Here is a 14,039-nt window from a genome sequence, read left to right as displayed (position 1 = left end):
ACAGCATCCTAGCGGGTCGTACCGGGGGAGTGCACACCGCTTTCCAGCGCCGTGTCCCCGCTCCGCTCCGCGCGCGCGTACGCCCGGCGGGAAAACCGGGGGCGCCGGAGCGTCTTCGGGCATGTACCCTACGTGTCGCACCGACGGGGTGTGGCGCAGCTTGGTAGCGCGTCCGCTTTGGGAGCGGAAGGTCGTCGGTTCGAATCCGGCCACCCCGACCACCAGCAGGGTCCCCACGAAGATCGCGTTGTGGGCTGATTGCCGCTTGCGGTTACTATGCAAGCTGCGTGCCCGTGTGTCTGATGTACCGGGCCGAATCCGTCGAGGCCGCTGATTCACAGCGTTCCGGCAGAACCCCCAGCAGTCAGCCACAAGGAGACCGAACCGTGAAGAGCGCCGTGGAGACCCTGAACCCGACTCGGGTTCGGCTCACTGTCGAGGTGCCCTTCGAGGAGCTCAAGGACAGCCTCGACGCGGCGTACAAGAAGATCAACCAGCAGGTCACGGTGAAGGGCTTCCGCAAGGGCAAGATCCCTGCCCGCGTCATCGACCAGCGCTTCGGCCGCGGTGCGGTGCTGGAGGAGGCCGTCAACGACGCCCTCCCGAAGTTCTACACCGAGGCCGTCAACGAGGCGGACCTGAACCCGCTGGGCCAGCCCGAGGTCGACATCACGGAGCTCAAGGACAACGAGCTCCTGAAGTTCACCGCCGAGGTGGACGTCCGCCCCGAGATCGAGATCCCGGACTACTCCGGCATCGAGGTCGAGGTCGACGCGGTCGAGGTCTCGGACGAGGACGTCGAGAAGTCCGTCGAGCAGCTGCGCGGCCGCTTCGCGTCCACCAAGGACGTCGAGCGCGCCGCCGCCGAGGGTGACGTCGTCACCATCGACCTCGAAGCCAAGGTCGACGGCGAGGTCCTCGCGGACGGCGTCGCCACCGACGTCTCGTACACCATCGGCTCGGGCGAGCTCCTCGACGGCATCGACGAGGCCGTCAAGGGCCTGGAGGCCGGCGGCGAGGCCACCTTCACCTCGCAGCTGAAGGGCGGCTCCGCCGAGGGCAAGGACGCCGAGGTCACCGTCAAGGTCACCAAGGTCTCCGCCCGTGAGCTGCCGGAGCTGGACGACGAGTTCGCCCAGATGGCGAGCGAGTTCGACACCCTGGAGGAGCTCAAGGCGGACAGCCGCAAGCGCCTCGAGAACATGAAGCAGTACGACCAGGCCACCCAGGCCCAGGAGCGCGTCCTGGAGAAGCTGCTGGAGCTCGTCGAGGTCCCGATCCCCGAGAAGCTCCTCGCGGACGAGGTCCAGACCCGCAAGCACAACCTGGAGCACCACCAGCTCGGCCAGATGGGTCTGAACCTGGAGAAGTTCCTGGAGATCCAGGGCAAGACGGTCGAGGAGTTCGACGCCGAGACCTCCGAGCAGGCCGTCAAGGGCATCAAGACCCAGTTCGTCCTCGACGCCCTGGTCAACAAGGAGAAGCTGGGCGTCAACCAGGAGGAGCTCACCGAGCACCTCATGCGCCGTGCGCAGTCCTCCGGCATGTCCCCCGACCAGTTCGCCCAGGCCGTCGTCGAGGGCGGCCAGGTCCCGATGCTGGTCGGCGAGGTCGCCCGCGGCAAGGCCCTCGCGGTCGTCGTCGAGGCCGCCAAGGTCGTCGACACCAAGGGTGAGGTCATCGACCTGTCCGACGAAGAGGACGAGATCGAGACGGCCGCCGAGGTCGTCGAGGCCGCCGTCGAGGGTGACGACGAGGCCAAGGCCGACGAGGCCAAGTAACACCCCGGGCGAAGCCCGCTGAGCAGTGCCGCGAAGGGCCCGGACGCAGCCGCGTCCGGGCCCTTCCGCACCCCCTCGGAAGGCCCTCGGGACCTTGCGCTCCGAGCGAACAGTTCGGGAAGCGGGATGGCGTTGTCCGACCTGCGCGTTAGGGTCCATGAATACGAGGGCACGGGAGTACCCGGAGCCGGCGGGGCATCGCACCACCGGCCGGTCCGCGCCCCAGAACGAGACGCTGAGACGGCATGTGGCCGTCGGAGACGAGCAGGTGGATACGTGACGAATCTGAAGCCTTACGCCGCGGGTGAGCCGTCCATCGGTGGCGGCCTCGGCGACCATGTCTACAACCGGCTGCTCGGCGAGCGCATCATCTTCCTCGGCCAGCAGGTCGACGACGAGATCGCCAACAAGATCACGGCGCAGCTCCTGCTCCTGGCCGCGGACCCGGACAAGGACATCTACCTGTACATCAACAGCCCCGGTGGCTCCGTGACGGCCGGCATGGCGATCTACGACACCATGCAGTTCATCCCGAACGACGTCGTCACCATCGGCATGGGCATGGCCGCCTCCATGGGCCAGTTCCTGCTCACCGGCGGCACCCCGGGCAAGCGCTTCGCGCTCCCGAACACCGACATCCTGATGCACCAGGGCTCCGCCGGCATCGGCGGCACCGCGTCGGACATCAAGATCCAGGCCCAGTACCTGCTGCGCACCAAGCAGCGCATGGCCGAGATCACCGCCCACCACTCGGGCCAGACCGTCGAGGCGATCATCCGCGACGGCGACCGCGACCGCTGGTTCACCGCCGAGGAGGCCAAGGAGTACGGCCTGATCGACGACATCATCGCGGCCGCGTCCCTCGCTCCGGGCGGCGGCGGCACCGGGGCCTGACCGCCCCGGGCCCGGCGTACGGGCTCTCGTACGCCCCCAGGCCCGCTCCAGGCAACCCCAGCCCGTAGAACGCCACCAGGATGGTGAACACCCAGATGCAGAACAACTTCTCCGCGAGCGGCCTCTACTCCGGCCCGCAGGTGGACAACCGCTACGTCGTCCCGCGCTTCGTCGAGCGCACCTCGCAGGGCGTGCGCGAGTACGACCCGTACGCGAAGCTCTTCGAAGAGCGCGTGATCTTCCTCGGCGTGCAGATCGACGACGCCTCCGCCAACGACGTCATGGCGCAGCTGCTGTGCCTGGAGTCGATGGACCCGGACCGCGACATCTCGATCTACATCAACAGCCCCGGCGGCTCCTTCACGGCGCTGACGGCCATCTACGACACGATGCAGTTCGTGAAGCCCGACATCCAGACGGTCTGCATGGGCCAGGCGGCGTCCGCCGCCGCGGTCCTGCTCGCCGCCGGCACCCCGGGCAAGCGCATGGCCCTCCCGAACGCCCGCGTGCTGATCCACCAGCCGTCCGGCGGCACCGGCCGCGAGCAGCTCTCCGACCTGGAGATCGCGGCCAACGAGATCCTGCGCATGCGCGACCAGCTGGAGAGCATGCTGGCCAAGCACTCGACTACGCCGATCGAGAAGATCCGCGACGACATCGAGCGCGACAAGATCCTCACGGCCGAGGACGCGCTGGCCTACGGGCTGATCGACCAGATCGTCTCGACCCGCAAGATGAACGCGGCCTGATCCTTGCCGCCAGTTGGCGTGGCCGCACCGCAGGATTCTGCGATGTGAACCGCGTCAAGGGGGCCCCGTACGGGGCCCCCGGCAAGGTACCGTCGGATATGAGGCACCAGGAGCGCTGAACCAAGCGTCTCCCAGGCGAAGGGGAAGCACCTCGTGGCACGCATCGGTGACGGCGGCGACCTGCTCAAGTGCTCGTTCTGCGGAAAGAGCCAGAAGCAGGTGAAGAAGCTCATCGCAGGACCCGGTGTGTACATCTGCGACGAGTGCATCGACCTCTGCAACGAGATCATCGAAGAGGAACTCGCGGAGACCTCCGAGGTCCGGTGGGAGGAACTCCCCAAGCCCCGTGAGATCTACGAGTTCCTGGAGAGCTACGTCGTCGGCCAGGAGCCGGCGAAGAAGGCGCTCTCGGTAGCGGTGTACAACCACTACAAGCGCGTCCAGGCCGGCGAGAACGGCGGCGCGCAGGGCCGTGACGACGCGATCGAGCTCGCGAAGTCCAACATCCTGCTGCTGGGCCCCACGGGCTCGGGCAAGACCCTGCTGGCCCAGACGCTGGCCCGCATGCTGAACGTCCCGTTCGCCATCGCCGACGCGACGGCGCTGACGGAGGCCGGCTACGTCGGCGAGGACGTGGAGAACATCCTCCTCAAGCTGATCCAGGCGGCCGACTACGACGTCAAGAAGGCCGAGACCGGGATCATCTACATCGACGAGATCGACAAGGTCGCCCGCAAGAGCGAGAACCCGTCGATCACCCGCGATGTCTCGGGCGAGGGCGTCCAGCAGGCCCTCCTGAAGATCCTGGAAGGCACGACCGCCTCGGTCCCGCCGCAGGGCGGCCGCAAGCACCCGCACCAGGAGTTCATCCAGATCGACACGACGAACGTGCTCTTCATCGTGGGCGGCGCCTTCGCCGGCCTGGAGAAGATCATCGAGTCGCGCGCGGGCGCCAAGGGCATCGGCTTCGGGGCGACGATCCGCTCGAAGCGGGAGATCGAGGCGAGCGACCAGTTCCAGGAGGTCATGCCGGAGGACCTGGTGAAGTTCGGGATGATCCCCGAGTTCATCGGCCGTCTGCCCGTCATCACCTCGGTCCACAACCTGGACCGCGAGGCCCTCCTCCAGATCCTGGTCGAGCCGCGCAACGCCCTGGTGAAGCAGTACCAGCGCCTCTTCGAACTCGACGGCGTGGAACTGGACTTCGAGCGCGAGGCCCTGGAGGCCATCGCGGACCAGGCCATCCTGCGCCAGACCGGCGCGCGCGGCCTGCGCGCCATCATGGAGGAGGTCCTGATGTCGGTGATGTACGAGGTCCCGTCCCGCAAGGACGTGGCCCGCGTGGTCATCACGGCGGACGTGGTCCGCTCGAACGTCAACCCGACCCTGGTCCCCCGCATCGTCCCGAAGGACCAGGGCCCGCACGAGAAGTCGGCGTAGCCGCACGGCTGTTGCACGCAGAAGGGGCGCTCCGGATGCCCGGGGCGCCCCTCCTTGCATTCAGGACGACCTTCACCATTAATCGGACAGTAGTTCGTTCGATCCTTGGCGTGATTTCCGCTTCCTTGATCGACTTTGTCTCGACGCCGTCTTCTATAGAGGGGAACGAGACATGAAGAAGAAGCGCGCAGGAGGGGTCCTGGCGGTGGTATTCGCCGCTGCTGCCCTGCCGATTGTGGTGGCTTCACCCGCGTCTGCTGATCAGGGTGATTGCCAGCTCTACCTGATCGACAGGGGCTACAGGGTCGGCCCGAACGTGGAGTCTGCCTGCAGGACGGGTGCCGACCGTTGGAACCCTGGGCGCTGGGCTCAGTGTGTCATCGGGTTGACCAGCATCGGGGTGAGGGACGCGGACGCTGTCGGGGCGTGTTACGCGGCGGATTGGTGATGTAGCCGGGCCCGGCGAGGGCAGCAAATGCCCTCGCCGGGCGCCCGGCTGATCAGGCCTTGACGCGGGCGGTGTTGTAGATCTTCGCGGCGAGGTCCGCGTCCTGCTCCAGGGTGTAGCCGGCCTTGCCGGCCAGTGCGGAGGCCGTGTCACCAGCGCTGACCACGCCCAGGGTGCTGTAGTCACCCCAGATGCAGATCGGTGCCGAAAACTCCTTGATGCCGCCCGTCGCCTTCGGGTCCTTCGAGGTGTACTTGAGCTCCTGGCACTTGAGCACCGCGCCCTTGAAGCCTGACGGGGTGATCTGCTTCGGGCTGCCGATGAGATCGGCCGTCATCTTGTCGTTGGTCTTGGAGAGGTTCAGCTTGGCCATGGCGAAGTAGCCGTCGACCGCTTTCTCCGGGTCGGCGATCTCACCGTAGAAGCCGCTGAAACTCAGGTTCTTGTTGGTCAGCGGGGTCTTGGGGTCGCCGGCCAGGTAGCTCATACCCACCTTGGTCGGGTTCTTGATGCCAGCCGCTTCGGCATCCTGCTTGTCCTTGTCGGTGATGGGCGACTCTTTGTAGCTCGGGTTCTTCTGGAACTCGCCCACCGATTCCGGCGCGACCAGCTTGTAGCCCTTCGTGGCGTCGGAGACCGAGCCGCCCGAGCCCAGGAACCACCAGCCGGCGCCGCCGATGACGGCCACGACCGCGACCACCGCGATGATCGGGCCCGCCTTGGACTTCTTCGGGGGCTGCGGCGGGGGCATGTACGCCTGCTGCTGCGGGGGCTGCGGCTGCTGGTAGCCGTACGCGGGCTGGGGCGGCGGCGGGGGCTGCTGGTAGCCGCCCTGCTGGGGGTAGGCCGGCGGCGGGGGCGGCGGCGGGGCCTGCTGGGGGTAGCCGTAGCCCGGCTGCGGGGCCGGCTGGCCGTACGGGTTGGGCTGCTGCGGGGGCTGCTGCCCGTAGGGGCCCGGCTGCTGGGGCTGCTGGCCGTACGGCCCTGGCTGGTTGTAACTCATCCCGAGTCCCCCTGTGAGGTCTGCTTATCCGTTTCACACATCCTGGCGGAAGCGCAGCCAGGACAGGGCATCGGGGTCCCAGTCGTTACCGAGCTACGACGCGCACGCGCCTGCGCCCCGCCCCCTGCGGTATCGATTCGTGACGCGGGCGGCACCCGCCGTATCCTGTGCCCCGTGACCGAGAACACGCAGACACCCAGTGCCCCCAACTCCGAACTGCCGACCCAGTACGCGCCGGCCGAGGTAGAGGGGAAGCTCTACGAGCGCTGGGTAGAGCGTGGATACTTCACCGCAGACCCCGCGAGCGAGAAGCCCGCGTACACCATCGTCATCCCGCCGCCGAACGTCACCGGCTCGCTCCACCTGGGCCACGCCTTCGAGCACACGCTGATCGACGCCCTCACCCGCCGCAAGCGCATGCAGGGCTTCGAGACCCTGTGGCAGCCCGGCATGGACCACGCCGGCATCGCCACCCAGAACGTCGTCGAGCGCGAGCTCGCCAAGGAGGGCAAGTCCCGCCACGACCTGGGCCGCGAGGCGTTCGTCGAGCGCGTCTGGCAGTGGAAGGCCGAGTCCGGCGGCCAGATCTCCGGCCAGATGCGCCGCCTCGGCGACGGCGTCGACTGGTCCCGCGAGCGCTTCACGATGGACGAGGGCCTGTCCCAGGCCGTCCAGACCATCTTCAAGAAGCTCTACGACGACGAGCTGATCTACCGCGCCGAGCGCATCATCAACTGGTGCCCGCGCTGCCTGACCGCGATCTCGGACATCGAGGTCGAGTACCAGGACGACGACGGCGAGCTCGTCTCCATCCGGTACGGCGAGGGCGAGGACTCCCTCGTCGTGGCGACCACCCGCGCCGAGACGATGCTCGGCGACACCGCCGTGGCCGTCCACCCGGACGACGAGCGCTACAAGCACCTCGTCGGCCGCGAGATCAAGCTGCCGCTGACCGACCGCAGCATCCCGGTCGTCGCCGACACGCACGTCGACCCGGAGTTCGGCACCGGCGCCGTCAAGGTGACCCCGGCGCACGACCCGAACGACTTCGAGATCGGCCAGCGCCACAACCTGCCCAACCTCGCCGTCATGGACGAGCGCGCGGTCATCACCGCGCACGGCCCCTTCCAGGGCCTGGACCGCCTGGAGGCCCGTTCCGCCATCGTCGCCGCGCTGCGCGCCGAGGGCCGGATCGTCGCCGAGAAGCGCCCGTACGTCCACTCCGTGGGCCACTGCTCGCGCTGCAAGACCACCATCGAGCCGCGCCTGTCGATGCAGTGGTGGGTCAAGGTCGGCCCGCTCGCCAAGGCCGCCGGTGACGCGGTCCGCGACGGCAAGGTCAAGATCCACCCGCAGGAGATGGAGAAGCGGTACTTCGACTGGGTCGACAACCTCCACGACTGGTGCATCTCGCGCCAGCTGTGGTGGGGCCACCGCATCCCCGTCTGGTACGGCCCGGGCGGCGAGGTCGTCTGCGTCGGACCGGACGAGCAGCCGCCGGCCGGCGAGGGCTGGCACCAGGACACCGACGTGCTCGACACGTGGTTCTCCTCGGGCCTGTGGCCGTTCTCCACCCTCGGCTGGCCGCAGCAGACCGAGAGCCTGGCGAAGTTCTACCCGAACTCCGTCCTGGTCACCGGCTACGACATCCTCTTCTTCTGGGTCGCCCGGATGATGATGTTCGGCCTGTACGCGATGGACGGCACCCCGCCGTTCCACACCATCGCCCTGCACGGCATGGTCCGCGACCAGTTCGGCAAGAAGATGTCGAAGTCCTTCGGCAACGCGGTCAACCCGCTGGACTGGATGGACAAGTACGGCTCCGACGCGGTCCGCTTCACGCTGGCCAAGGGCGCCAACCCGGGCATCGACGTGCCGATCGGCGAGGACTGGGTCCAGGCCTCCCGCAACTTCGCCAACAAGATCTGGAACGCCACGCGCTTCGCGCTGATGAACGGCGCGACGATCGAGGGCGAGCTGCCGCCGGCCGAACAGCTGTCGGCCACCGACCGCTGGATCCTCTCCCGCCTGAACAAGACGGTGGCCGAGGTCGACGCCTTCTACGAGGACTACCAGTTCGCCAAGCTCGCGGACGCCCTGTACCACTTCGCGTGGGACGAGGTGTTCGACTGGTACGTCGAGCTGTCGAAGACCACGTTCTTCGCCGGTGGCGAGGGCGCCAAGGCCTCCGGCCGCGTCCTCGGCGAGGTCCTGGACGTCCTGATGCGCCTGCTGCACCCGGTCGTCCCGTTCGTCACCGAGACCCTGTGGACCACCCTCACGGGCCGCGAGTCCATCGTGATCGCCGAGTGGCCGACCGACAGCGGCTTCCGCGACGAGGCCGCCGAGGCGGAGATCGAGAACCTCCAGGCCGTCGTCACCGAGGTCCGCCGGTTCCGCGCCGACCAGGGTCTGCAGCCCGGTCAGAAGGTCCCGGCCCGCCTGGACCTGGCCGGTACGCCGCTGGCCGCGCACGAGGGTGCCATCCGTCAGCTGCTGCGCCTCCAGCCGGAGGGCGAGGGCTTCAGCGCCACCGCCACCCTGCCGGTCGCCGGCGCCACGGTCGCCCTCGACCTGTCCGGCACCATCGACGTGGCCGCCGAGCGCAAGCGCCTCTCCAAGGACCTCGGCGCCGCCGAGAAGGAGAAGCAGCAGGCCGAGGCGAAGCTCGGGAACGAGGCCTTCCTGGCCAAGGCCCCCGACAACGTCGTGGACAAGATCAAGGGCCGTCTGGCCAAGGCCGAGGCGGACATCGCCCGGATCCAGGCCCAGCTGGACGCCCTGCCCGCCGCCTAGCCGGCAGCGCATCGCGAGAAAGGCCCCCGCCCCCGGCGGGGGCCTTTTGCGTGCCGGGGCGGGACGTACGCCCCTACCCCGAGTGCCGTTTATCACTTGATATGTCCGAAAGGCTGAGTCGATCCCGGGCACGGACCACGCATGATGGGGGGCATGCACCTGAAGCCCTCCGTCCCGGCATGGAACCGGGCCGTGGCCTCCGGGCGCCGGCTCGCCGAGGGCTGGGGCGCCTCGCCCCGGGCGCAGGACGCCCTCGCCGCGCTGAGCTGTCTGGGCCTGATGGCGCTGGACCTGCCGGGCCTGGCCGCCGCCGACAACTCGCTCAACGGCTGGCAGGCCGCCCTGGTACTCACGGCCGGCTGTACGAGCCTGCTGGTGCGGCGCCGGATGCCCTGGGCGGCGTACCTCACCGCCCTGCTGTTCATCGGCTGGCTGCACGAGCTGACGCTGATCCAGTTCGCCCTGTACTCCGTCGGCCGCAACCGGGGCCGCCGGGCCGCGGTCCTCGCCACCACCGGCTACGTCGCCTTCGCGCTCGGCGTGTTCTGCCTGCCGGGCTGGCCCGAGCCGAAGGCGGCGACCCTCAGCTCCTTCCTCAGCCTGATCGTGCCCATCGGGGTGCTCGCCTCGGCCGTCGGCGTCGCTGCCTACCGGCACGACCTGGTGCGCGAACTGGAGGCCCGGCGGGCCGAGGCGGCCGTGCTGAACGCCGTCCAGGAGGAGCGGACCTCCGTCGCCCGCGACGTCCACGACTTCGTCGGGCGCGAGCTGACCCTGCTGACCGTGCGCTCCGAGGTGCTGTCGATGCGGGCGCGCGAGACCCCGTACGCGAAGGACTTCGAAGAGCTGTCCGACACGGCCCGGCGGGCCCACCTGGTGCTGAACGAGATCATCGTGCAGCGCGGCGAGCGGGCGGCGACCCCCGGGGTGGAGGGGCTGGCGGCGCTGGCGGAGGAGAGCGGGCGGGCCGGTTCGCCGGTCCGGCTGACGATGGACCCGCAGGCGCACGCGCTGTCCCCGCTGCGGCAGGCGGCGGTCTACCGGGTGGTGCAGGAGTGCCTGACGAACGCGGCCAAGCACGCGCAGGGCGAGACCATCGAGGTGTCGGTCCGGACGGACGGCCCGCACCTGAGGATCTCCGTCAGCAACGCCCTCCCGGCCCGCACCCCGGGCCGGGCGCCGGTCTCGGCCGGGTCGGGCACGGCGAGCATGGCCGAGCGCGTCCGCAGCCTGGGCGGGACGCTGACGGCCCGCCGGGGCGAGGACGCGTACGAGGTCGTCGCGACCCTGCCGCGCGGCTGACCCCGCCGGAGGGCCCGTCAGGCCTTCGCCGGGGACAGCAGGGAGCCCAGGGTGTCGAGGTCCTCGACGCAGCGGCCCGAGCCGAGGGCCACGCAGTCCAGGGGCGCGTCCGCGACGAAGACCGGGATACCGGTCGCGGAGGCCATGCGCAGGTCCAGGCCGGGCAGCAGCGCGCCGCCGCCGGTGAGCACGATGCCGTGCTCCATGACGTCGCCCGACAGCTCGGGCGGGCATTCCTCCAGGGTGGCGCGGACGGCGGCGATGATCGCCTCGACCGGCTCGTCCAGCGCGGCCCGTACATCGGTCGCGGTCAGCTCCAGGGTCTTGGGCATGCCGCCGACCCTCTCCCGGCCCCGCACGGTGAAGGTGCGGGTCTCCAGCTCCGGCCGCTCGGGGACGGGCCAGGCCGAGCCGATGGCGACCTTGACGTCCTCGGCGGTGCGCTCGCCGATCAGCAGGGAGTGCTCCTTGCGCACGTAGTCCATGATCGAGGCGTCGAGCCGGTCCCCGCCGATGCGCAGGGACTGCGAGGTGACGATCCCGCCGAGGGAGATGACGGCCACCTCGGAGGTGCCGCCGCCGATGTCCACGACCATCGAGCCGCGCGGCTCGGCCACCGGCAGCCCGGCGCCGATCGCGGCCGCCATCGGCTCCTCGATCAGGTGGACGCTCCTGGCGCCGGCCCGGGTCGAGGCGTGGACGATGGCCCGCCGTTCGACCGGGGTGACCCCGGACGGTACGCAGATCACCATGCGGGTGCGGGGCCGCCGGCCGGGGACCGCCTTGCGGACGAAGTGCCGGATCATCTCCTCGGCGGCCTCGTAGTCGCAGATCACCCCGTCCTTGAGGGGGCGGATCGCGGTGATGGAGCCCGGGGTGCGGCCGATGGTCTCCTTGGCCTCCGCGCCGACGGCGAGGGCGGTGGTCGTGCCGGCCTTGACCGCGACCACGGACGGCTCATTGAGCACGATCCCGTGTCCGCGGGCGTAGACGAGGGTGTTCGCGGTCCCCAGATCTATGCCTATGTCGCGGCTGGAGGCGGTCTTGTCGGTACTGGCCTGCGGCATTTGTTCCCCAATCTCCCGTCCGCAAGACTTTCATAACGATCCGGTCGCTTTCGCCGCCGAAGGTCCCGAAACGGCCGGGCCGAAAGTCCTCCGGGCCCGCGTCCGTAGACTGGGGCTGTGAGTGAGCAGCAGCCCGAGGGCCCCGACCGCGACCGCGACGGTACGTTCGACGAGTTCGACCAGATAGTGGCGGAAGAGTCAGACCGCGACCCCGACCTGGCGGTGATCGAGGCCGGCAGCCGCACCCTGCGCGCCCAGGCAGGACCGCCCACGGGCGACCCGGTGCCCGCCCGCCCCGAGGACCCCGAGGTGGCCAAGGCGCTGCTGGAGGTGGAGCAGGAGCTGTCCACCCGCTGGGGCGAGACCAAGCTGGACCCGTCCGTCAGCCGCATCGAGGCGCTGATGGACGTCCTGGGCCAGCCCCAGCGCGCCTACCCGACCATCCACGTCACCGGTACGAACGGCAAGACCAGCACGGCCCGCATGATCGAGGCCCTGCTGAACGCCTTCGAGCTGCGCACCGGCCGCTACACCAGCCCGCACGTCCAGTCCGTCACCGAGCGGATCAGCCTGGACGGGGCGCCGATCAGCGCCGAGCGTTTCATCGAGACCTACCACGACATCAAGCCGTACGTGGAGATGGTCGACGCCTCCGAGGACTTCCGGCTGTCCTTCTTCGAGGTCCTCACGGGCATGGCGTACGCGGCCTTCGCGGACGCGCCCGTGGACGCGGCCGTGATCGAGGTCGGCATGGGCGGTACCTGGGACGCCACGAACGTGATCGACGCCTCGGTCGCGGTGATCACCCCGATCAGCCTGGACCACACGGACCGGCTGGGCTCCACGCCCGGTGAGATCGCCCAGGAGAAGGGCGGCGTCATCAAGCAGGACGCCACGGTGATCCTGGCGCAGCAGCCGGTGGACGCGGCGCAGGTGCTGCTGAAGCGCGCCGTCGAGGTCGACGCGACCGTGGCCCGCGAGGGCATGGAGTTCGGCGTGGTCTCCCGCGAGGTGGCGGTCGGCGGCCAGATGCTGACCCTGCGCGGGATGGGCGGCGAGTACGACAACATCTTCCTGCCGCTGTACGGCGCCCACATGGCGCACAACGCGGCGGTCGCCCTGGCCGCCGTCGAGGCCTTCTTCGGCGTCGGCGGGCAGCAGGCGCGGGAGCTGGACGCGGACACGGTGCGGCAGGCCTTCGCCTCGGTGACGTCGCCGGGCCGCATGGAGGTCGTGCGCCGCAGCCCGACGGTGATCCTGGACGCCGCGCACAACCCGGCGGGCGCGCAGGTCACCGCTGAGGCCGTCACCGAGGCCTTCGGCTTCAGCCGGCTGATCGGCGTGGTGGCGGCGAGCGAGGGCAAGGACGTCAAGGGCGTCTTCGAGGCCTTCGAGCCGATCTTCGCGGAGGTCGTGGTCACCGAGAACACCAGCCACCGCGCCATGGGCGCCGACGAGCTGGCCGCGATCGCGGTCGAGGTCTTCGGCCCCGACCGGGTGCAGGTGGAGCCGCGGCTGGACGACGCCCTGGAGGCGGCCGTCACGCTCGCGGAGGAAGAGGCCGAGTACGGAGGGGCCGGGGTCCTCGTGACCGGTTCCGTGATCACGGTGGGCGAGGCGCGCCTGCTGTTCAAGAGGGGCTGAGGATCGATGCGCACGCTCTGCGCGAGCACGCTGATCGGTGAATTCTTCGTCGTCGGCTTCGCGGGCCTGGTGGCCATGAAGGACCCGGACCTGACCCAGGCCGAGGTGTGGACGGTCTGCGGCGTGACGATGCTGCTGTCGGTGCTGCTGTGCGGGATGCTGTCGCGCCGCGGTGCGGTGGAGCTCGGCTGGGCGCTGCAGATCGGCCTGATCGCGAGCGGTTTCGTGGTCCCGACGATGTTCTTCCTGGGCGCGGTCTTCGCGGGCCTGTGGTGGTGCTCGGTGCACTACGGCCGGCGGATCGACGCGATCAAGGCGAGCTGGGCCGCCCGCCAGGCGGAGGCTGACGCTGCGTGACGGGTCCCCGTAACGGCCCTGTAGATTCGTCCCACCGCACCCGTATGCCGCAAGGAGTTGGAACATGACCCAGCGCACGCTCGTCATCCTCAAGCCGGACGCCGTCCGTCGTGGCCTGATCGGCGAGATCATCGGCCGGATCGAGCGGAAGGCCGGCTGGACCATTCCGGCGCTGGAGCTGCGCACGCTGGACCAGGAGACCCTGGAGACGCACTACGGGGAGCACAAGGGCAAGCCCTTCTACGAGCCCCTCATGGGCTTCATGGCGAGCGGCCCGGTCGTCGTCCTCGTGGTGGAAGGGGAACGCGTGATCGAGGGTGTCCGCCAGCTGGCCGGACCCACCGATCCGATCGCCGCCGCGCCCGGATCCATCCGGGGCGACTTCGGCTCCATCACCCGGGAGAACCTGATCCACGCCTCGGATTCCGAGGAGTCCGCGGAGCGCGAGCTGAAGCTGTTCTTCCCCGCTCTCTGAGCGGCCGCGAGCACTCTTTCCTGACGTGACATCAGCCAAATAGCGCTCATGACCTGGGGCGACCGAAGTAATTTCGGTCGCCC

Annotated in this window: 11 protein-coding genes and 1 tRNA gene; 10 read left to right on the top strand and 2 right to left on the bottom strand. The window is 69.4% G+C overall.

From position 1 onward, the window contains the following. Positions 1 to 144: 144 nt before the first annotated feature. The 5 genes from AB0F18_RS05005 to clpX all read left to right on the top strand — a co-directional run bounded on the left by AB0F18_RS05005 (position 145) and on the right by clpX (position 4,864). Positions 145 to 221: transfer RNA gene (locus AB0F18_RS05005), tRNA-Pro, on the top strand. A 165-nt stretch (positions 222 to 386) separates the two neighbouring features. Next, on the top strand, positions 387 to 1,781 hold the full coding sequence (gene tig, locus AB0F18_RS05000; RefSeq protein WP_362055084.1) for a trigger factor: 1,395 nt from the start codon (positions 387 to 389) through the stop codon (positions 1,779 to 1,781). 276 nt (positions 1,782 to 2,057) lie between these two features. Continuing rightward, positions 2,058 to 2,675 carry an ATP-dependent Clp protease proteolytic subunit gene (locus tag AB0F18_RS04995; protein ID WP_362055082.1) on the top strand — a complete coding sequence of 206 codons (618 nt, stop codon included), beginning with the start codon at positions 2,058 to 2,060 and terminating at the stop codon, positions 2,673 to 2,675. A gap of 80 nt (positions 2,676 to 2,755) precedes the next feature. Then, on the top strand, positions 2,756 to 3,424 hold the full coding sequence (locus AB0F18_RS04990) for an ATP-dependent Clp protease proteolytic subunit (protein ID WP_079426940.1): 669 nt from the start codon (positions 2,756 to 2,758) through the stop codon (positions 3,422 to 3,424). A 153-nt stretch (positions 3,425 to 3,577) separates the two neighbouring features. Continuing rightward, positions 3,578 to 4,864: an ATP-dependent Clp protease ATP-binding subunit ClpX gene (gene clpX, locus AB0F18_RS04985; RefSeq protein ID WP_007264060.1), complete on the top strand. Its 1,287-nt coding sequence runs from the start codon at positions 3,578 to 3,580 to the stop codon at positions 4,862 to 4,864. Positions 4,865 to 5,364: 500 nt separating this feature from the next. On the opposite strand, the gene AB0F18_RS04980 is transcribed toward clpX, so the two are convergent. Then, positions 5,365 to 6,315 carry a hypothetical protein gene (locus AB0F18_RS04980; protein WP_362055080.1) on the bottom strand — a complete coding sequence of 317 codons (951 nt, stop codon included), beginning with the start codon at positions 6,313 to 6,315 and terminating at the stop codon, positions 5,365 to 5,367. Between the two features lie 174 nt (positions 6,316 to 6,489). Here AB0F18_RS04980 and AB0F18_RS04975 point away from each other — a divergent pair, with 174 nt between their 5' ends. Continuing rightward, positions 6,490 to 9,111: a valine--tRNA ligase gene (locus tag AB0F18_RS04975; protein ID WP_362055078.1), complete on the top strand. Its 2,622-nt coding sequence runs from the start codon at positions 6,490 to 6,492 to the stop codon at positions 9,109 to 9,111. Positions 9,112 to 9,264: 153 nt separating this feature from the next. After that, the gene (locus tag AB0F18_RS04970) at positions 9,265 to 10,413 is read left to right on the top strand and encodes a histidine kinase (protein ID WP_362055076.1); all 1,149 of its coding nucleotides are present in this window, start codon (positions 9,265 to 9,267) and stop codon (positions 10,411 to 10,413) included. A 17-nt stretch (positions 10,414 to 10,430) separates the two neighbouring features. Here the strand turns inward: AB0F18_RS04970 and AB0F18_RS04965 are convergent, their stop codons facing one another. Further along, positions 10,431 to 11,480 (bottom strand): rod shape-determining protein, encoded by a 1,050-nt coding sequence (locus AB0F18_RS04965; protein ID WP_362055074.1) that lies wholly within the window; start codon positions 11,478 to 11,480, stop codon positions 10,431 to 10,433. A 117-nt stretch (positions 11,481 to 11,597) separates the two neighbouring features. Here AB0F18_RS04965 and AB0F18_RS04960 point away from each other — a divergent pair, with 117 nt between their 5' ends. From AB0F18_RS04960 to ndk, 3 genes are all read left to right on the top strand, one after another. Further along, positions 11,598 to 13,124, top strand: coding sequence for a folylpolyglutamate synthase/dihydrofolate synthase family protein (locus AB0F18_RS04960; protein ID WP_362055072.1), 1,527 nt, complete (start codon positions 11,598 to 11,600; stop codon positions 13,122 to 13,124). A 6-nt stretch (positions 13,125 to 13,130) separates the two neighbouring features. Then, positions 13,131 to 13,481, top strand: a complete 351-nt coding sequence (locus AB0F18_RS04955) for a DUF4233 domain-containing protein (protein ID WP_362055070.1) — start codon at positions 13,131 to 13,133, stop codon at positions 13,479 to 13,481. 64 nt (positions 13,482 to 13,545) lie between these two features. Next, entirely contained in the window at positions 13,546 to 13,956 is a 411-nt protein-coding gene (gene ndk, locus AB0F18_RS04950; protein WP_361136923.1) for a nucleoside-diphosphate kinase, read from the top strand. Positions 13,957 to 14,039: the final 83 nt, after the last annotated feature.

Origin of the sequence: Streptomyces sp. NPDC029216 (genome assembly GCF_040648015.1) — a bacterium.
Taxonomy (GTDB): domain Bacteria; phylum Actinomycetota; class Actinomycetes; order Streptomycetales; family Streptomycetaceae; genus Streptomyces.
Note: the sequence above shows the minus strand (reverse complement) of the source record. Positions and strands in the feature narration are given on the sequence as shown.

Coding starts and splice junctions, on each gene's coding strand:
- AB0F18_RS04990 (WP_079426940.1), top strand. CDS start 2,756: ATGGTGAACACCCAGATGCAGAACAACTTCTCCGCGAGCGGCCTCTAC.
- AB0F18_RS04980 (WP_362055080.1), bottom strand. CDS start 6,315: ATGAGTTACAACCAGCCAGGGCCGTACGGCCAGCAGCCCCAGCAGCCG.
- AB0F18_RS04970 (WP_362055076.1), top strand. CDS start 9,265: ATGCACCTGAAGCCCTCCGTCCCGGCATGGAACCGGGCCGTGGCCTCC.
- AB0F18_RS04965 (WP_362055074.1), bottom strand. CDS start 11,480: ATGCCGCAGGCCAGTACCGACAAGACCGCCTCCAGCCGCGACATAGGC.
- AB0F18_RS04955 (WP_362055070.1), top strand. CDS start 13,131: ATGCGCACGCTCTGCGCGAGCACGCTGATCGGTGAATTCTTCGTCGTC.
- ndk (WP_361136923.1), top strand. CDS start 13,546: ATGACCCAGCGCACGCTCGTCATCCTCAAGCCGGACGCCGTCCGTCGT.